The following is a 19,671-nucleotide window of genomic DNA, read 5'->3' on the forward strand; positions in this document are numbered from 1 at the left end:
TTTCTATGAACAAGAGAAATACAAAATCAGACGTACTTCTCTTATTTGTGAAAAAACTATTATAACTTTGCAGGCTTAAAATACACTTCATATTAGCAACACCCATGGATTTATTATCGTCAAGTTATTTCGTTCTATTCCTAATAGTAGCAATAGGTTTCGTTATTGGCAACATTAAAATTAAAGGCATCTCTCTTGATGTTTCAGCTGTTATTTTTGTCGCTCTGGTTTTTGGACACTTCGGTGTTAGTATTCCTATTGATATTCAAAAAATTGGATTGACTCTCTTTATTTTCACAATTGGAATCCAGGCTGGACCTGGTTTTTTTGAATCATTTCAAAAAAATGGTCGTCAGCTTATTATCTTAGCTTTTGTACTAATCTCTAGCGCATCCTTAATAACTGTTGGTCTTGCTTTAACTTTTAATGTCGATATGAAAATTGCGGTGGGACTACTTACAGGTTCATTAACCAGTACACCTGGTTTAGCTGCCGCTATTGAAAGTACTGGCTCTACCCTTTCATCAATTGGATATGGTATTGCTTATCCTTTTGGAGTTATTGGCGTTATTCTTTTTGTTCGCTTGTACCCTAAATTGGTTGGCGTTAATATCGATGCTGAAGCTAAACAATTGGAAGATGAAGATCTAAAAAAACATCCCGAATTATTCAATAGGAATTTTGTTGTTGAAAATGAAAAGATTGTAGGGAAAAGCATCAGAGATTTAAAAGTTCGTGCCATGACTCAAGCTAATATCACACGAATTATGCATGAGGGTAAAACAATTGTGCCCAGCCCAAATACAATTCTTCACAAGAATGATATTATTAAGCTTATTGGTACTGATCAAGCTCTTGAAAAAGCTAAAATATTGATTGGTGAAGAAACTCAGGAAAAAATTCCACTAAGTATCGATTACGTTGTTGAAAGTATATTAGTTACTAATAAAGAAGTGGTACATAAAACCATAGGTCAACTTAATGTTCTTTCGAATTACAATGCAAGGATTACACGAATCAGAAGAGCTGGAATTGATATTGCTCCAAGTTCAAAATCTGTCATCAGATTTGGTGACAAATTAATAGTGGCTTGCGGAACAGGAAATATCAATAATGTTCGTCATCTGTTTGGTAATGATGTGAAGAAATTATCTGACACAGACTTCTTCCCTATTGCAACTGGTATTGTCTTGGGTGTATTAGTGGGGAAACTTAAAATCTCATTTTCTGATGATTTCACCTTTTCATTAGGATTAACAGGAGGTGTTTTAATGGTTGCTCTTATCCTTAGTCGAATTGGAAAGACAGGTCCAATTCTATGGACAATGTCTGGCACAGCCAATCAATTACTTCGCCAATTAGGTTTACTTATGTTTTTAGCTGTGGTAGGTACTAGCGCTGGTTCTAAGCTTGTGGAAACCTTTCAAGAGTCAGGAATGCTCCTTTTCGGGATAGGTATTGTTATCACGCTTATACCAATGCTCATAACGACACTTATTGGTCATTATTGGTTAAAAATGAATTTACTTAATTTACTTGGAGCTCTAACTGGAAGTATGACAAGTACACCAGGTTTAGCAGCAGTTGATGGTATGACAGATTCTAATGCGCAAGCCATTGCTTACGCAACAGTTTATCCAATTGCAATGGTATTTTTAATCATTTGTGTGCAATTTATTAGTATGATCTAAAAGATATACTCTTGATAAAAAAACAGCGCTTACCCATGAGGATAAGCGCTGTTTTTGTGTTATTGAAAAGCTAAAGATTAAAAACCTCTTTGCTTGCTTTCTAATTTCTGCATTTCAGCGTCATAAGTCTCTTTGAACTTATTGTAATCGTAGTCAACTTTCAATTTCTCGTCCTGAGATAATTTTTGATCGATTGCCTTTTCTAAATCTTCTGCACTCATCTCAAGAGCAATATAAGTCTTGTATTTGTTCTGAGTAGTACGTGTTTGTTTCTCACAGATTACCTTGATATTATTCAATTGCTGATTAATGACCTCACGTGTTAATCCTTCAAAACGTTCTTCAACTTGCTCAACATTATTCAATTCTGTAGAATTAATGTAATTGTCAATGGTTCCTTTAATTGTAGAAGCAACCAAAGTAGCTAGTTCAGCACGTGCGTTGGTTCCTGCTTTCTTCTTAGATACCATCTGGTCTAAACTCTCGCCAACGGCAGAAGCTCTAAAATTCTTTTTATCACTTTGATAATCGTTACCAGTACAGTATACTTCAATCAATTCTTCTCCTTGTGATTTTACTGAAGCTACTTTTTCACTAGAACCACATGAACTTAATCCTGCAGTCATTATCATTCCTAATCCTAGGATAAATACTTGTTTCAAATTTTTCACTTTCATCGTTTTTAATTTATACTTCAGTATCAAAATACAATCTATGTATAAGTTTAAGACTGAATGATTTTATTATTCTATTTTCTTATTTTACTCAGATCTCGATTAAAGATCAAGTTGATTCAATTTTGGAATAATGGTATTATGAATTTCTTCTACAGCTTGTTCATAAGCTTCTTTCACAGCATAATTATAACTCACTGGCTTCATCCCTTTCACTTCATATATGGCATCATTAAAGATTTCAAATCCCGATTTCATATCTGTCAATGAGAAAAAACAATCCAGATAAACAATATGAACTTTATAATTACGTCCTTCTTTAATTTCACCTTTTGTAACATTGGTTTTTACATCAAGAAGTACATTGGCACTATCTTTATCTTCTGTAAACGAAAAGAAATTCTCAGACAATTCTTTTTTAATTGCATTTTTGAGAATAGATCGCTGAGAATCTACACCAAATATTTTCTCGCTAAAAAGCATATAGGCCTTCAAGCGTTCTACATTCAAAGTAATTACACACTTAGGTGCTAATTCTGGAGTTAGAAACATTTTATAGAGCTCATAATCTTCATCATCCTGATTCAGAATGGTTGATAAATCTAGAGCAGCTTCAATTTTCTGGAATTTCTCTTTAGAAGTCACACGAGTTAATTGTGAAGAAGCATAACCAAACTCATCGGTATTAGCCAGCTTATTCAATATACCACCACCCGTAATAAAATCGAAACTTAAAGGCAAGTTGACTAATTCCTTATCACCCTCATCTGATACCCAATTTGCTTTTACCAGAAATGGCTCCTTAATTGAAGTTGAAATCTCTATCTTAAAATTTTTATTTACTGGCACAAGATGAGTTCTTGTGTAGATATTCTGAATTCGTTTATAAATTTCAGTACCTAAATTTATCGATCCATCAAAGGTCATCACCGATAAATCTTGATCAAGATGCTTCTTTAAAGCATCTATCGATTTAGCGTAATAACTTAATGCCTGAATAAGATCTAACTTATTCTCATATGCCTTTGCTTCCTCAAAATAAGTTTGAGCTAACTTTTTAGCTTTATTTAATTTCAGTCGTTGCAATAAAGCATATTGCTTCTTCGATAAACGATAATATTCCCAATACTCATTCCCTCTTTTATTGTTCCAAGAGGCAACAAATTCATAAGCTTCTAATTCTTGAACCAAAGAGGTTCTAACCTGAGATTCAAACTCTTCTTTAAAACTCGTGTTATCTTCAAATTGATGCAAGACAGAATTTGATGAAATATTGATAGAAATTTGAGAAGCTAAATCTTGCAGAGCTTTGTTCTTAGCCAACTGCATATAATTATCAACATCTTTACTTACAACTGATACTCCAATATAATACTCAGACGAAACGGGTCTGTTCTTAACCCACTTTGGAGGACGACGACGACCTGCATAACTAATACTCGAAAAAACAAGTAAGATTAGCGATAGACAAAAGAGTTGGCGTAAAAGTTTAATCATAATTTTTTATTTGGATGAAATATAAAGATAAAGATTCTAAGCAATAAACATGCCATTGATTGAACGATTGTTAATCTTTATGTACTAGCTTTTCGATATTTAGCAGAATCAAATTCGACTCAAAACCTCTTGATTGAGCAAACCGATAGAGCTTTGCCTTAAGTTTGTATGGATCTTCTTCGCGAGTACTTCTCATTTTTGAAGCTAGAATTTCTTCTAAGTTTTCCTCATAGAGTTTCTCCGAAATGCTATCAAAAGCTTCCATGATAATATATTCAGGTATTTGCTTTTGCTTGAGGTGATGTGAGATTTTCACACGCCCCCATTTATTAAATTTGTATTTATCACGCACATAAAAGCCCGTGTATCGCTTTTCGTCAAGAAATTTATGATCTATCAGAGACTGAATAATGCTATCTTGCTCATCGTAAGACAAGTTCCAGTTTTCAAGTTTTTTTCTAATATCTGAGCAACATTTTTCTTGTCGACTACAGATAGATTGCATCTTTGAAAGTGCTGAAGAATAACTAATCTCTTTTACTTTTTTATCTTCTGAATACATTGTCAAAAGTTATATGGTATTATTGAAGTTGGCTACATTACAATTCTGCAGAAGTCATTCGATCTCTGCCATTCAAATCTTTCATCAACCGAACAGAAGAGAAGCCAAGTGATTCTTGTAATTCAATCATTTCCTGCCCCAATGCTTCATTTATTTCGAAATAGAGTTTACCACCCTTTTTCAAATGGTCTTTCGCAAATTCTGCTATTCTTCGATAAAAAATTAGAGCATCATTATCATCTACAAAAAGAGCTGTGTGTGGTTCATAAGCAAGAACATTCTCATCCATCAACTCTTTCTCAGATTCCTTAACGTATGGAGGATTACTAACAATGATATCAAAATCTTTATCCCATGAATAATCTTCCCACTTTAAAAAATCACGATGATAAAAACTAATTGCAGTTTTATTCAATAGCGCATTCTCTTTTGCTATTACGATTGCCCCTTCTGAAACATCCACTGAACTAATATTCGCATCAACAATATTGCGAGCTAGAACAATAGGGATACAACCACTACCCGTTCCAATATCAAGGATTTTAGGAGCATTAATTTTATTCTCATTTATTATTGCATGAACAAGTTCCTCTGTTTCCTGTCTTGGAATCAAAGTGTGTTCATTCACTTTAAATGTTAGATCGTAGAATTCTGTCTCACCAATCACATACTGAATTGGTATTGATTTCTTTAAATCTTCCAAAGCCTCACTAAGCCGATCAAAATTATTTTGTTCAATTTTCTCATTCTTATTCAATTGAATCTCAATTTTTGAGTAATTTAGTAGGTATTCGAGAAGAATGTAGGTGATACCTTCAATTTCTCTTTGAGGGTAAAGCGCTTTAAGCTCCTCCTTAAAAAGATTTTGAATTGATTTTATAGTGTGATCTGAATTCATTTTGTTGAAATTTGAAGCAAATATACAAATCTTCTCTCTATACATTTTGCTAATATTTTAGCCTTAAAAAAACTTATGACTTTCAATTGGAACGACATATGGCTTTATCTTTTCGGATTGATAGGTGTAATTTACACACTTACAATCGTTTTTACGTTAATCGTCGTCATCCTCGAAAATCGTAGCCCACAAAAAACAATATCCTGGATTCTTGTTCTCATTCTATTACCCATTATCGGCTTAGTATCTTATTTGGTATTTGGTCAAAGCTACCGAAAACAAAAAATGTTTAGCTTAAAAGAACTTGGAGACCTAAAATGGTTACAAACATTAAGTCAGGATCAGAAAGGAAAACTAGAGAAAAGTAAATTCTTAAAAAATGAGCGAATTCACGAGAAGAAAAACGTGATGACACTCCTCCTAAACAACTCTAAAGCATTACTTACAGAACAAAATAGGGTCAAGATTCTTAACGATGGCGAAGAAACATTCTCTGAAATATACAAGTCTCTTCGTAAAGCAAAAGAACATATCCATTTAGAATACTACATTATTGAAGATGGAGAACTAGCTAGTGAACTCCACAGAATTCTTCTGGAACGTGCACTTGCTGGTGTTGAGATCAGAATAATATACGATGCTGTTGGGAGTTGGAAACTCAGTCAGGAATATATTGATAGTTTAAGAGAAGTTGGTGTGAAAATTCATGCTTTTTTACCAGTACGCTTTCCAATATTAACCAGTAGAATCAATTATAGAAATCATCGAAAGATCATTGTTATTGATGGGAAGACTGCATTTGTCGGCGGTTTGAACTTTGCTGACCGATATAAAAATGGTATTCCTGACATCGGTATCTGGCGTGACACCCATCTTAAAATCGTTGGTGAAGCAGCAAGTAGTTTGCAAATTGTTTTTCTTATCGATTGGTATTTCGTTCGTCAAGAAGTCCTGCTTGATGAAAAATACAGGCCAAATTTCAAAGTTAAAGAACACTGTCTATTACAAATTGTATCATCAGGAGCTGATTCAGATTGGGCTAGTATTTTACAAGCCTATTTCTCGGCGATTGCATCTGCTAAACAAAATGTATACATCTCTTCGCCCTACTTCATGCCTAACGAAAGTGTTTTAATGGCTATAAAGACGGCAGCTATGAGTGGTATTGATGTTAGAATCCTAATTCCTGAAAAATCTGATTCAGTGATGACATATTATGGAACCCTATCTTACATAGAAGAATTATTAGAGGCTGGTGTTAGACTATTCTTTTATAAAAAAGGTTTCAACCATAGTAAAATTATGATGGTGGATGGTGTCATTTCTACAGTTGGAACTGCTAATATGGATATCAGAAGTTTTGAACAAAACTTTGAAGTGAATGCACTTATTTATGATGAAGCGATCACAATGGAGCTTAGGGAGCGTTTCTTAAAAGATCTTGACCTAAGTGATGAGATAGATTTAATATCGTGGCAAAAGCGCTCAGAAGGCCAAAGACTGAAAGAATCTATGGCTAGAATCTTCGCTCCATTACTATAATGTCTATTTACCGGGACGTAGATGATTTCTAAACGTTTTCGTTGTATCATCTAAAGCATACTCATATTCACCGTCGATATACTCCAAAACGAAAGTATCGTAACACGCTTTTATTCTTTGTTGTATATAGACATCACTAGTTTGATATGTGAAATGCTCTCTTTCTACAATATATACCATAAAAGCCACAAGCCTAACCCCTTTCTCTTTTGTAATATCTTCTACGATTTGTCTATTAAACTTTAATGCTAATCTATCGCGATGATCATCTCTTATGGTTAATCCCCTAATAATATCCTTTCTGGTAGTATATTTCCTTCCCATAGAAATACTCATTCCAACTCCTCCTCTATCCATAGCTATAGCTTCTTTCAGTTGCAATTTCAGATTACCAAAATCCCATCCTCCTGCAATATTGGAATCATCTGCCAATTCCATCTTAACGAAATTTTCCTTGAATTGTTTCCATGTCCCTAATGAATAGATATCAACTTCCTCAAGCATAAAACTAACTCTATCAAGAGATACCTCTTGAAAAGCTGATCCATCGGTAACTTCGCTGGTAACTGGAATAATTTTTTCAGCAAATCCTAAAGAAGACACCTTTAAATTTTGATTAGGCTTTACGGTAACATTAAAGAAACCAAGGCTATCACAAATAACACCCCAATAAGTTTCATCAAGCTTAATATGTGAAAAAGGAATCCCTTCCAGTGTTGACGCATCGACAACCTTCCCAGAGAGAATGAAACTTTCATCTTCTGTAGAATCTTGCGCATAAGAAATAAAAGGGCGCAGCACAAAAAGGCTTAAAAATATGAGGATAGAATAAGTTGAATTCAAGGCTAGTTTTCTTTAATGATGTTTAAAGATATAATTTGAAAGATATAGATTATAAGCTTATTACATTTTTTAACAGAGATTAACCTCCTTTATTGTTCTCAGAATAGCTAACAATATGGCATCAAAAAGCCGAATCATGAACTTATGATTCGGCTTTTGATATATTTATTTGAATATTACATCACAAAACTTCTGAAGTGTTTCATAAACTGAACTCTTTCAAAAGCAGCTGGGTCATTCGATTTGTCCTGACTCAACTTGCCCTGGAAATCGCTCAAGTTTTCAAAACCCTGATCTTCCATCCAAGAATAAATCTCCTTCGTTAAAGTATCGATATAACCTGGTCCTTCTTTATAAATAATTGAAGCCAATTGTACAGCATCAGCACCAGCTAACAGTTGCTTAATAATGCTTTCTGAAGAATGAATACCCGTAGTAGCAGCTATTGAGCATTTAACTCTATCGCGAAGAATACCTACCCATCTAAGTGTATTTTTAAAATCATCAGCTCCAGATAAAACCTGTCCCGTATTTAAGCTCAAGTTATGAATATCAATATCTGGGCTATAAAAACGATTAAACATGACAACTCCTTCAGCTCCTGAGTCATCTAATTTTTTAACCATATGAGCCAAATTAGAATGATAAGGGCTTATTTTTAATGAAACTGGTAAAGCAACTTGTTCCTTAATAACTTTTAAAACCTCATAATAAATGTTCTCATTCTCATCAACAGTACGGTTCAAATCAGTAGGTAGGACAAAGAAGTTAATCTCTAAAGCATCAGCACCTGCCTTTTCAATTTCACGAGCTAAATAAGTCCATTTTTGTGAACTCACACAGTTGATACTTGCAATTACTGGAATAGATACAGCAGCCTTAGCTTCTTTTATTAAACGTAAATACTTGCGAACGATATCCTCTTCAGGCTCATCGCTCATATAATCGAAAGTTTCAGGGTAAATGTACGGACGACTTGTCATATTTAACATTTTCTCATCCATTTCCATCACAATCTCTTCCTCGAAGATTGATTTAAGAACAACAGCAGCGGCACCATTTTCTTCTAGTTCTTTAATTTTTTCTACGGAATCAGTAAGACCCGAACTTGCTACAATAATTGGGTTTTTTAATTCAAGTCCTAAATAGTTTGTGCTTAAGTTTGGCATAAGGTTTTGTTTTAGTAGATGTTTATTGTTTGGATTTTGTTTTTTTTGATTGAAATTTATCAGCTGACATCATAAAGAGATATGTCGATCTGAAAATCTCGATAAAACAAATTTAACTCAGACAGTCCTATAATTCAAATCGATAATCTTTATATAAATATAGTTAATTCAAATCAGTAATTCATATCTAGAAACATAGCCAAATAAAAAGGCTTGTCGAAAAACGACAAGCCTTTAAAATATTATGAAACTTATTAGCTTAATCAGCTAAAACCGTTACGATATTCTTTTTACATTCAACTACTCCTCCATCAACTTCGAACAATTCTTCTTGTCCGTCTGTGGTCTTAATTTTAATAACACCACGATCAAGAGTTGAGATTATTGGTGCGTGGTTTTTAAGAATCTCAAAAGAACCACTAATCCCTGGTAATTGAATTAGATCAACTTCACCCGAAAACATTTTTTTCTCAGGAGTTACGATTTCTAAAAGCATTTTTATCAATTTAAAGTTACAAGTACTTAAAGTTATAAGTACTTAAGACACTTTTATTTTTAAGCTTCAGCTTCTGCTAATAATTTTTCTCCTTTTTCAATAGCTTCCTCAATATTACCTACAAGGTTAAACGCTGCCTCAGGATACTTATCAACCTCACCATTCATAATCATGTTGAAGCCTTTAATTGTTTCCTCAATTGGAACCAAACATCCTTTTAAGCCCGTAAACTGCTCGGCAACATGGAAGGGTTGAGATAAGAAACGTTGAACACGACGTGCGCGGTGTACAACCAATTTATCCTCATCAGATAGCTCTTCCATACCAAGAATTGCAATAATATCTTGAAGCTCCTTATAACGTTGTAACAACTCTTTTACATTAGTTGCACAATCGTAATGTGCATCACCAACGACATCACGTGTAAGAATACGAGAAGTTGAATCAAGAGGGTCTACCGCAGGATAAATTCCTAACTCGGCAATCTTACGATTCAATACAGTCGTTGCATCCAAGTGAGCAAATGTTGTTGCTGGAGCTGGGTCAGTCAAGTCATCAGCTGGTACGTATACCGCTTGTACTGATGTAATAGAACCTCGTTTTGTAGAAGTAATACGCTCTTGCATAATACCCATCTCTGTTGAAAGAGTTGGCTGGTAACCTACCGCAGAAGGCATACGACCAAGAAGTGCCGAAACCTCAGAACCTGCTTGAGTAAAACGGAAGATATTATCCACAAAGAAAAGAATATCACGTCCGCCTGATTTCTCATCACCATCACGTAAACTCTCTGCAACTGTCAATCCTGAAAGAGCAACACGAGCACGTGCCCCAGGAGGCTCATTCATCTGACCGAAGACTAGTGATACCTGTGACTGATCTAGAGCTTCTTTATCAACTTTAGATAAATCCCATCCACCTTTTGCCATGTCTTTCTCAAACTCATCGCCATAGCGAATAACTTTCGATTCGATCATCTCACGAAGCAAGTCATTACCCTCACGAGTACGCTCACCTACACCGGCAAATACAGATAAACCATCTTGACCAATCGCAATATTATTAATAAGCTCTTGAATCAAAACCGTTTTTCCAACACCAGCACCACCGAACAATCCAATCTTACCACCTTTTGCATAAGGTTCAATAAGGTCGATCACTTTAATTCCTGTAAAGAAAACCTCTGATTCAGTTTTCAATTCATCGAATTTGGGAGGTGTTCTGTGAATTGTATAGCCACCTTCTTTATCTACTTGTCCAATACCATCAATGGTTTCACCCACTACATTCAAAAGACGTCCTTTTATCTTATCACCAGCTGGCATAATAATAGGAGAGCCTGTTGATATAACATCCATTCCTCTTCTCAAGCCATCGGTCGAGTCCATTGCAATAGCACGAATGGTGTTTTCACCAATGTGCTGTTGACACTCAACAATTAAATTTTTACCATTTTCAATTACGACTTCTAATGAGTCGTAAATATCAGGAAGCTCAGTGCCCTCCTTTTCGAAACTAACATCGATTACAGGACCGATTACCTGAACTATCTTGCCAATATTTTGTGACATTGCGTTTGTTTTATTGGAACATTCATTATCGTGTGATGACAAATTTAGCATTTTTCCGCAAAAAGGATGAATTTATCTTATATTTTTAATAATCTTAAACGGAACGGTTTATCAAGCGCTTTACAAGCAAACTTAAGTTCTCTTTTTTATCTTCTTCAACCTTGACAGATGCCAAATTACCTAGGCATAAGTCGAAATATTTATCAATTTCAACTTCGGCCAAATCACGAACATTTAAATCTTCGTAAATCTTTTTGACAGCAGCAATTTTTTCGTCTGGATTAAAATTTTCCAAACGAATCCATTTCTCAAGATCAATTTTAGTTTCACCTTTAGCTAATTCCTGAGCTTTGATTAACAAGAACGTTTTCTTATTACAAAGAATATCACCACCAATTTTTTTACCAAAAATAGCTTCGTCACCAAAACTATCTAACATATCATCCTGAAGTTGGAAAGCCATCCCTAGATTCAATCCAAATTGATACAGCGCATCTGCATCCTTGGCATCAGCATCTCCCATAATGGCTCCCATCTTAAGACTTCCACCAAGAAGGACGGCTGTTTTTAGACGAATCATATTCAAGTATTCCTCAACACGCACATCTGTTCTGTCTTCAAACTCCATATCGAATTGCTGCCCTTCACAAACCTCAAGTGCTGTCTGGTTAAAAACCTCAAGAACTGAGCTCAAGTGCTGATTATCACAACTCACAATAAATTGATAAGCTTTAATAGACATCGCATCTCCTGAAAGAATAGCCACGTTTGAATTCCACTTTTCGTGAACCGTAGACTTATTTCTTCTGATTGGAGCATTATCCATCACATCGTCATGAAGAAGAGTGAAATTATGGAAAACCTCTATCCCAATTGCGGGCAAATAAATCTTTTCAAGATCGTTCTTATAAAGGTTTGCAGCCATTAGAACAAGAATAGGACGTAGTCGTTTGCCTCCGATAGAAAGAATGTATTTCATTGGCTCAAAAAGGCCTTCAGGAGGAGTAGAAAACTCCAAATTGTCAATTCTTTCTTGAATATCAATTTGAAGCTCGTTGAAAGTGTACATATGAGTCGTTTATAAATTCATTTTAAGAATGCACTAAAATAGAAAAAAAATAGACGTATTAAGCCTCCTTTTTAAAATCTTAGCAAACAAAAAAACCACCCCATAAATTGGAGTGGTTCTTATATATTATTTGTTCTGATAGAATTTATCAGATAATCATAATGGCATCACCATAAGTTCCAAAACGATATTTTTCTTTAATAGCAATCTCATAACATTCCATAACCTTATCATAACCTCCGAAAGCAGCTACCATCATCATCAATGTAGAGTATGGTAAGTGGAAATTAGAAATCATAGCATCTGGAATACTAAATTCGTGTGGAGGAAACAAAAATTTATTTGTCCATCCTTCAAAAGGCTTAAGAGTACCCATTGTAGAAACTGAACTTTCAAGCGTACGGACAACAGTTGTACCTACAGCACAAACTTTACGTTTACCCTTTTTAGCTTTGTTTACAATACTTACAGCCTCATCATCAATCAAGATTTGCTCAGAGTCCATTCTATGCTTAGTCAAGTCTTCAACATCAACATCTCTAAAATTACCTAATCCCACGTGAAGTGTGATTTCAGCAAAATCGATTCCTTTAATTTCAAGACGCTTCATTAGCTCACGGCTAAAGTGCATACCAGCAGTAGGCGCTGCAACAGCTCCTTCGTGCTTAGCAAATATCGTTTGAAAACGTTCAGCATCTTCCGCCTCAACCTCACGATTGATAAACTTAGGAAGTGGTGTTTCACCTAAATTAAATAGAGCTTGTTTAAACTCATCGTACGGTCCATCGAATAAGAAACGTAATGTTCTACCTCTTGATGTTGTATTATCAATTACCTCAGCAACTAACAAATCATCATCACCAAAATACAATTTATTACCGATACGAATTTTACGTGCCGGATCAACTAAAACATCCCATAGTCTTTGCTCACGATTTAACTCGCGTAATAAGAATACTTCAATCTCAGCTCCAGTTTTTTCTTTATTTCCATATAAACGGGCAGGAAAAACCTTGGTATTATTAAATACCATAACATCTTTATCATCGAAATACTCGATAACATCTTTAAAAATACGGTGCTCAATCTCTCCGGTATCTTTGTGAAGTACCATCAATCGAGATTCGTCACGATTGTAGGCAGGATGTAAAGCAATAAGTTCTTGTGGTAAATTAAACTTAAACTTAGATAACTTCATAAGGCTGACTTTAGATATTTTTGATGATAGATATGAGTTCAAAAGAACCCTGAATTATATAGACTGATGAGAATCAATTAATTGCATCGCACAAGCACACAAGCTTTTCAACTCACATACAGCAAGTTAATACAAGTGCACTTTTTCTCAACAGTGAAAACTTTACGAAAATGGCTGCAAGATAGTTATAAATTATCTAAATAACTTATAAAATCTTCTATTTCAAGCGCCTGCTCTGTTTTATACTCACCTATTCGAGTTCGCTCTAAAGCAATAAGATGAGCTCCACTATTAAGGCGACTTCCTATATCGCGAGCCAATGCTCTTATATATGTTCCTTTACTACAAACCACTCTAATTTTCAAAACATCCGCTTCAAAACTCAAAACTTCAATTTCGTCAATAACCAGAATCTTCTCCTTAATCTCGACTTCTTGTCCTTTCCTAGCATATTCATAGGCTCTTTTGCCATCAATTTTAATAGCAGAATACGCTGGAGGACGCTGTCTAATTTCCCCTAAAAAGCCTTTTAAGGTTTCATCAATTAAAGCGCTATCGATATGTTCTGTTGGGAAGGTCTCATCAATTTCTGTTTCCAAATCGAATGATGGTGTGGTTGATCCCAGTTTTATTGTCGCAATATATTCCTTAACCTGTGCTTGATATGTATCTATTTGCTTGGTATATTTTCCTGTACAAACAATCATCAGGCCAGTTGCCAGTGGATCAAGCGTTCCTGCATGACCAACCTTAATCTTTTTTAGGTCGTACTTATGCTTTATTTTAAACTTAACCTTGTTCACTAAATCAAAAGAAGTCCATTTATAAGGTTTATTCAGAAGAATAAACGAACCTGTTTGAAAATCTTGATCTACTTCAAATTTAATCATGCTTTTATAAATAGTTTAAGCGATTTTCCAATTTAATAAATATCTCGCATTTATTCTAAAACTAAACTCCTAGAATTATAAAATTCCAGGAGCTTTATTCTATGCTATTTAACCAGATATAATCTGATTTGAATTCTGTAAAAATTTTAGGATGCAAAAATGGCAATAAGACCGATAATAAGGCAATAAATTGCAAAATAAATTAGCTTACCCTTTTTCACAATCTTAATCATCCAACTACAAGCCAACAAACCTGATGCAAATGCTGCAATAAAACCAACAATTAGAACTGAGGTATCCATACTGCTAACTTGAGAAACATCTGTTTTAAAAAGGCTCAAAATATTCTCTCCAATGATAGGTACAAGAACCATCAAGAATGAAAACTTAGCGACTTCCGATTTTTTATTCCCCAAAAGCAAACCCACCGCAATGGTTGAGCCTGAACGAGAGATACCTGGAAGCACAGCACAAGTTTGAGCAACTCCAATAATCAAGGCATCACGGAAACTAATTTCTTTCTCTTTTTGCTTGGCAAAAAAAGTAAAAGCTAATAATGATGCTGTAAGTAAAAGCATAAAGCCCACTAACAACAGGATTTTATCCGTATTAAAAATCTCTTCGACCTGATCTTTAAAGAAAAGCCCAACAACAGCTATTGGAAGCATAGAAAAGGCTATTTTCGCTACATACTGAGTCGATTCGTTCCATTTAAATTCAAGCAATCCTTGAAGCAAAGCCAATATATCTTTACGGAAAACGATAAGTGTACTCAAAACGGTAGCACCATGAACGACAACAGTAAACCTCAAGTTATCTTCAGCATTTACCCCCAAAAGAGCTTTCCCAATTTCCAGATGACCACTAGAACTTACAGGCAAAAATTCCGTTAATCCTTGTACCAATCCTAATATAAGAGCTTCTATCCAATCCATTTCTTCGTTTTAAATACAAAAGCCGATAAGCAGAACCGTCGGATTTTGTTAGAGTTATTATCTATGTGTTATCTATGATTCATTTGAGACCTTAAGGGCTTAAACAAAATGAAACCGTAACCAAATAAATGGAAACGGTCAACTTTAAAAGCCCTTAGCTCAATCGAGATCTATTTTTCTTTAGGGCGCTTCATAATGGCATAAATTTCGAAGGCAAATCCGAAAAGTACAACCAAAGGTGCTAATGTAATTCTACGAAAACTGAAAATGTCTTCATCAAAAACGGTTGGATCTTCAGAACCTCCACCCATCATTAGCATAAAGCCAATAATAATTATAGCAAAACCAATAAGTAGAAGCTTATAGTTTTCTTTTGCCAAAGCAAATTCAAGTTTTTTATCGTCCTTGTTCATATATAAAAAAGAGTTTAATCCTGTTTAAACGTATCTATTTAGACAATTAATACAAATGTCTTGTATCAATCCTTAAAAATCTGTTCACTGCTAGAAAGGTTGAAATCCAAGTTATCACAATACCAATCAGAATGATTAGAATAAATAATAAGCCCAGAACTTCTACATTTTCAAATGTGATAACCTCTCGCAATTCTCTTTGAGATAAATAAATAACACCACTTAAAAGTAAGTTTGCAATGATGGCTCCCAATACACCATGCCAAAAACTTCGACCAACAAATGGACGACGAATAAAGCCTCTGGTTGCTCCAACCAATTGCATGGTTTTAATCAGCATTCGGTGTGAATAAATCGTTAAACGAATGGTATTATTAATTAATGTTACTGATATTAAAAAGAGTAAGCCACTAAATGCAAGCAAGATAAAACTGATCTTTTTCACATTCTCATTGACCAAATGCACTAAAGATTTTTGATAATAAATTTCTTGAACCTCATCGTGCTTAGCTAAATTCTTCTCTATTTTCGCAATACTCTCAGGATTAGCATAATCAGCATAAAGTTTCACATCGATGGTTGCCAATAAAGGATTATAACCCAAAAACGAAATAAAATCCTCACCCAAATCTTTCTGTAAATCCTTTGCTGCAGTTTCCTTATCGATAAATTTGGTTGATTTCACAAAAGAACTGGCATCCAGAATTTTCTGTAAACGACGAATTTCAACTTCTTTTACATTATCCTTTAATACAACCGAAAGACCTATGTTTTCTTTCACGTAATTGGATAACTGCTTAGCATTCAATACGAGCAAACCCATAAGCCCTAACATGAATAGAACCAATGAAATACTAATTATCGAGCTAAAATATGAAGTTCTTAAACGACGTTTAGAAGCTTTATTTCTTTGAGCCATGCGACTGATTTTAATATGAATGTAAATTTATGGCAACATGCGAAAATACAATTTTTAATCAGAAATAGACCTTTAGATTCAGAGTAATTTACTCAATATTTTCACCTCATAAGACTTCAGCTCTCAAACCAATAGCAAGTTTAAGTTCTAATTTCATCTTTAACAGAAGCCCCAATATTCGATAAGCATTTTCTCTTTAGTTTTATTACTTTTGATTAGTCATACTTCACACTAAAAGGAATCAGCTTGGGTATTATTCGAAAACAAACCATTATTGGATCAATATTTTCATATGCAGGAGCTCTAATTGGGCTTGCAAATATTGCTTTTCTATACCCTCGTGTTCTTTCTACTGAAGAAGTTGGATTACTATCTTGGTTAATTGCAACCACCATGATGGCAGCGCAATTATCCAGTTTAGGTTTCGGAGCTGTGGTATCCAGATTATTTCCCTACTTTCGAAACGAAGAAAACCAACACAACGGTTTCATGTTTATTCTATTCTGTGTTGGTTTACTAGGTTTTGCAATATCGCTTATTGCCTATTTTTCTTTTCAACCCTTTGCTGCTACTTATTTCAAGGGCGATGATGCCCTCAATCTCAATTACCTGATTTACCTGATTCCTCTCGTTTTCTTCAGCCTCTTTTTTAATTTATTCGATGCTTACAATCGAGTTCTTTATGATGCCGTTTCAGGAACATTTTTCAGGGATATTATTTTCAAGTTAATTGTCTTAGCCTCTCTTCTCTTATTATGGTACGATTACATCAACTTTAAACAACTCGTATTCATCTATATTTCTGCCTATTGTTTGCCAGCAGTTTTGTTATTTGGACTTCTCATCAAGCGTAAACAGGTCTCATTTAAACCGAAGATGAACTTTATCAAACCTGATTTGAAAAAAATCATGATTGACACATCACTATACGGGCTTCTAAATAATTTTGGAGATAAAATTGCATCCCAAATTGACAAACTGATGCTTGTAGGTATGATAAGTTTAGGTGCAACAGGAATATTTGCAGTTATGGCGAATTTTGGCGTCTTGATCTCAATGCCATCTCGTAGCCTAAATAAAATCTCAAGCACTGTAATTGCTGAAGCCTGGAAGAAGAAAGATCTTGAAACCATATCAAAGACTTACGCACAAAGTGGCTTACATCAATTTATGGTGGCTTGTCTACTATTTGTGGGTTTGTGGGTCAATATCGATAATGTCCTTCAGATAGTCACACCTGAATATATTGAAGGAAAGTATGTGGTTTTCTTTATCGGTCTATCTAATGTGGTCTTAATGCTATCTGGCATTAGTGGCGTGGTCATTCAAAATTCACCATCTTACCGTAAACAATCACTCTTTCTGGGAATTTATGCCATTATCATTGTCGTAAGCAATGCAATTATGATTCCTCTATGGGGAATTATTGGAGCTGCCGCAGCATCATTTGCAGCTAGCTTGTGTTTTAATCTGATGAAATATGTTTTCTTACTAAGGCGATATAAATTTCAACCTTTCAACTATCGTTATCTGTTAGTTGTTGTCAGTGCGCTTGTTTCCTATTATATCGCCTACTTACTCCCCAAGCAAGATTCTTTTATCATAGATATTATCGTTCGAGGAGCCATAGTAAGCCTTATCTATATTGCATTAAGTCTAGCCTTTCGTATTTCGAAAGATCTAAATAAGTTCGCAATGAAACTGATCAAACGTTAATTATTTTTTAATAATCTCGATAATTTCAGTTGTTGAAACAGATGGAGTACGTGGCAAATAAACCACTTCGCACAACTCTTTGAACATATCGAATCGTCCAGCCCAATCGTCACCCATAACTAGGACATCGGCCTTATGTTTTTTGATATACTCACCCTTAAGCTCTAAAGATTCTTCAAAGAATACCTCGTCAACTACACTAAGTGCCTTAATAATTTCCATTCTGTCCTCTTGGCTGTAGATAGGATTCTTCTGCTTCTTAGAATAGTTCAAGGCATCTGTTGAGATACCAACAATTAGGTAATCACCATTCTGCTTAGAACGTTCAAGTATACGCAAATGTCCAATATGAAATAGGTCGTATGTTCCGAAAGTAATAACTCTTCTCATTCTATGTATGTTTTAACAATTCTGTAAATTTATCAAAGCTATTTTAGACTATCCTCTTTTCAATTCAAGAACATCGTAAAGAATAGCATCCCAAACACGTTTGCTGCTCTTGTCATCAAAAAACTCAAAATAATAATTCTTCGCAAGAGTTCTTCTGCCAGCAAACTCATCTTTTGATGCATTGATTTTATTAAAAAAAGTCAATAATTCATCAGCATCATTAACAATTGGCCCTGGAATACAAGCCTCATCCTTAAAGTCAATCACTAAGCCTTTTTCTTCCTCATAAAGGTCTAAATCGAAAGGGAGAAAACAAATTGGACGATCAAGAATGAGATAATCTATGAAAATAGAACTGTAATCAGTCATTAAAACGTCAGTAGCAGCAAGCAATTTCTGACTATCCTCTTCCTTAATTGAATCCAAAATTAAAATATTTTCTTTCGATTTCAGATATTCTTTGGGAATAATATTTTCAATATAATGAGGACGATAAATCATCACCCAATTATTCATTTTGAAGAAATCGTTTAATCTATCAAAATCCGAAGCCGAAAAAGGCAGTTTGATTTCTTCAGAATAATTCCGAAATGTAGGCGCATAAAGTACAATTTGCTTTCCTCTTAAGTCATACTTCTCATCATAGTAAGCACGGCTTTCCTTCTTATAATCGTCTGAAAATAATTGATCATTTCGAGGAAGTCCTAGAGGAAGTAATTCAAAATTCCCATTGGGTTTTCCATCTTGATCCAACATGTAGTTATCCTGATCTCGTTTTGAGAAACCCACCACATAATCCATCTTTCGAATATCGCCTCCCCTTTCGGTGATTGCGTTGTGATTCTTAGCAGGATGGCGTTTCGTTAGTGCCCCATGAAAAATATACATACTTTTCTTTCCTGCTTTAAAAATAGCATGTGTATAGGTGTCACCGACAACCAAATCGGGTTTTCTAATCTTTGTAAGCAAGTACCATTTACGCGAAATAATTCCCCAAATAGAAGAACGGTTCTTTTGATAGGTCTTTTTATAGATCTCAATGTCAATTTTATCATCAAATTCATCGCGAAGATTCCTATCGTAATAGGCCATTAGGTCACGAACACTAGAATGGATATAATCGATAAAAAGCAGTTTCTTTTTTCTCATGATTGCTGATCTTGCCTAATCTATTTTTAATTAAACGCCGAGGGTTAAA

General features: G+C 34.7%; 19 protein-coding genes. 3 read left to right on the forward strand and 16 right to left on the reverse strand.

Annotation, left to right across the window (positions count from 1 at the left end):
• Nucleotides 1-104: 104 nt before the first annotated feature.
• A complete protein-coding gene (locus ACXR6G_RS04205) occupies nucleotides 105-1,691 on the forward strand; it encodes an aspartate:alanine exchanger family transporter (protein WP_458360148.1) in 1,587 nt (528 codons plus the stop codon).
• A gap of 77 nt (nucleotides 1,692-1,768) precedes the next feature.
• Here the strand turns inward: ACXR6G_RS04205 and ACXR6G_RS04210 are convergent, their stop codons facing one another.
• The 4 genes from ACXR6G_RS04210 to prmC all read right to left on the reverse strand — a co-directional run bounded on the left by ACXR6G_RS04210 (nucleotide 1,769) and on the right by prmC (nucleotide 5,322).
• Nucleotides 1,769-2,362: a hypothetical protein gene (locus ACXR6G_RS04210; protein WP_458360149.1), complete on the reverse strand. Its 594-nt coding sequence runs from the start codon at nucleotides 2,360-2,362 to the stop codon at nucleotides 1,769-1,771.
• A 105-nt stretch (nucleotides 2,363-2,467) separates the two neighbouring features.
• The gene (locus ACXR6G_RS04215) at nucleotides 2,468-3,862 is read right to left on the reverse strand and encodes an LPP20 family lipoprotein (protein ID WP_458360150.1); all 1,395 of its coding nucleotides are present in this window, start codon (nucleotides 3,860-3,862) and stop codon (nucleotides 2,468-2,470) included.
• 70 nt (nucleotides 3,863-3,932) lie between these two features.
• Nucleotides 3,933-4,424: a regulatory protein RecX gene (locus ACXR6G_RS04220; RefSeq protein WP_458360151.1), complete on the reverse strand. Its 492-nt coding sequence runs from the start codon at nucleotides 4,422-4,424 to the stop codon at nucleotides 3,933-3,935.
• Between the two features lie 37 nt (nucleotides 4,425-4,461).
• Nucleotides 4,462-5,322: a peptide chain release factor N(5)-glutamine methyltransferase gene (prmC, locus tag ACXR6G_RS04225; protein ID WP_458360152.1), complete on the reverse strand. Its 861-nt coding sequence runs from the start codon at nucleotides 5,320-5,322 to the stop codon at nucleotides 4,462-4,464.
• Nucleotides 5,323-5,397: 75 nt separating this feature from the next.
• Between prmC and cls the strand changes: the two genes are divergently transcribed.
• Complete coding sequence (gene cls, locus ACXR6G_RS04230) at nucleotides 5,398-6,864, forward strand: cardiolipin synthase (RefSeq protein WP_458360153.1); 1,467 nt, start codon at nucleotides 5,398-5,400, stop codon at nucleotides 6,862-6,864.
• A gap of 3 nt (nucleotides 6,865-6,867) precedes the next feature.
• Here the strand turns inward: cls and ACXR6G_RS04235 are convergent, their stop codons facing one another.
• From ACXR6G_RS04235 to ACXR6G_RS04280, 10 genes are all read right to left on the reverse strand, one after another.
• The gene (locus ACXR6G_RS04235; protein WP_458360154.1) at nucleotides 6,868-7,707 is read right to left on the reverse strand and encodes a carboxypeptidase-like regulatory domain-containing protein; all 840 of its coding nucleotides are present in this window, start codon (nucleotides 7,705-7,707) and stop codon (nucleotides 6,868-6,870) included.
• A gap of 176 nt (nucleotides 7,708-7,883) precedes the next feature.
• Nucleotides 7,884-8,876 (reverse strand): dihydroorotate dehydrogenase-like protein, encoded by a 993-nt coding sequence (locus ACXR6G_RS04240; protein ID WP_458360155.1) that lies wholly within the window; start codon nucleotides 8,874-8,876, stop codon nucleotides 7,884-7,886.
• A 259-nt stretch (nucleotides 8,877-9,135) separates the two neighbouring features.
• Nucleotides 9,136-9,372, reverse strand: coding sequence for an ATP synthase F1 subunit epsilon (gene atpC, locus ACXR6G_RS04245; RefSeq protein WP_458360156.1), 237 nt, complete (start codon nucleotides 9,370-9,372; stop codon nucleotides 9,136-9,138).
• A gap of 59 nt (nucleotides 9,373-9,431) precedes the next feature.
• Nucleotides 9,432-10,943, reverse strand: coding sequence for a F0F1 ATP synthase subunit beta (gene atpD, locus ACXR6G_RS04250; protein ID WP_458360157.1), 1,512 nt, complete (start codon nucleotides 10,941-10,943; stop codon nucleotides 9,432-9,434).
• A gap of 94 nt (nucleotides 10,944-11,037) precedes the next feature.
• Entirely contained in the window at nucleotides 11,038-12,012 is a 975-nt protein-coding gene (locus tag ACXR6G_RS04255) for a polyprenyl synthetase family protein (RefSeq protein ID WP_458360158.1), read from the reverse strand.
• Nucleotides 12,013-12,160: 148 nt separating this feature from the next.
• Complete coding sequence (gene queA, locus ACXR6G_RS04260) at nucleotides 12,161-13,210, reverse strand: tRNA preQ1(34) S-adenosylmethionine ribosyltransferase-isomerase QueA (protein ID WP_458360159.1); 1,050 nt, start codon at nucleotides 13,208-13,210, stop codon at nucleotides 12,161-12,163.
• A 185-nt stretch (nucleotides 13,211-13,395) separates the two neighbouring features.
• A complete protein-coding gene (gene truB, locus ACXR6G_RS04265) occupies nucleotides 13,396-14,100 on the reverse strand; it encodes a tRNA pseudouridine(55) synthase TruB (RefSeq protein ID WP_458360160.1) in 705 nt (234 codons plus the stop codon).
• Between the two features lie 146 nt (nucleotides 14,101-14,246).
• A complete protein-coding gene (locus ACXR6G_RS04270) occupies nucleotides 14,247-15,035 on the reverse strand; it encodes an undecaprenyl-diphosphate phosphatase (RefSeq protein WP_458360161.1) in 789 nt (262 codons plus the stop codon).
• Between the two features lie 170 nt (nucleotides 15,036-15,205).
• Nucleotides 15,206-15,448: a DUF3098 domain-containing protein gene (locus ACXR6G_RS04275; RefSeq protein ID WP_125029093.1), complete on the reverse strand. Its 243-nt coding sequence runs from the start codon at nucleotides 15,446-15,448 to the stop codon at nucleotides 15,206-15,208.
• A gap of 46 nt (nucleotides 15,449-15,494) precedes the next feature.
• A complete protein-coding gene (locus ACXR6G_RS04280; RefSeq protein ID WP_458360162.1) occupies nucleotides 15,495-16,367 on the reverse strand; it encodes a cell division protein FtsX in 873 nt (290 codons plus the stop codon).
• A 246-nt stretch (nucleotides 16,368-16,613) separates the two neighbouring features.
• Here ACXR6G_RS04280 and ACXR6G_RS04285 point away from each other — a divergent pair, with 246 nt between their 5' ends.
• On the forward strand, nucleotides 16,614-18,083 hold the full coding sequence (locus ACXR6G_RS04285; RefSeq protein ID WP_458360163.1) for a lipopolysaccharide biosynthesis protein: 1,470 nt from the start codon (nucleotides 16,614-16,616) through the stop codon (nucleotides 18,081-18,083).
• On the opposite strand, the gene ACXR6G_RS04290 is transcribed toward ACXR6G_RS04285, so the two are convergent.
• Both ACXR6G_RS04290 and ACXR6G_RS04295 read right to left on the reverse strand, forming a co-directional pair.
• Nucleotides 18,084-18,473 (reverse strand): adenylyltransferase/cytidyltransferase family protein, encoded by a 390-nt coding sequence (locus ACXR6G_RS04290; RefSeq protein WP_458360164.1) that lies wholly within the window; start codon nucleotides 18,471-18,473, stop codon nucleotides 18,084-18,086. It lies immediately after the preceding gene.
• A gap of 48 nt (nucleotides 18,474-18,521) precedes the next feature.
• A complete protein-coding gene (locus ACXR6G_RS04295) occupies nucleotides 18,522-19,622 on the reverse strand; it encodes a CDP-glycerol glycerophosphotransferase family protein (RefSeq protein WP_458360165.1) in 1,101 nt (366 codons plus the stop codon).
• Between the last annotated feature and the right edge of the window lie 49 nt (nucleotides 19,623-19,671).

The sequence above is a fragment of the Ancylomarina sp. YFZ004 genome, from assembly GCF_054254355.1.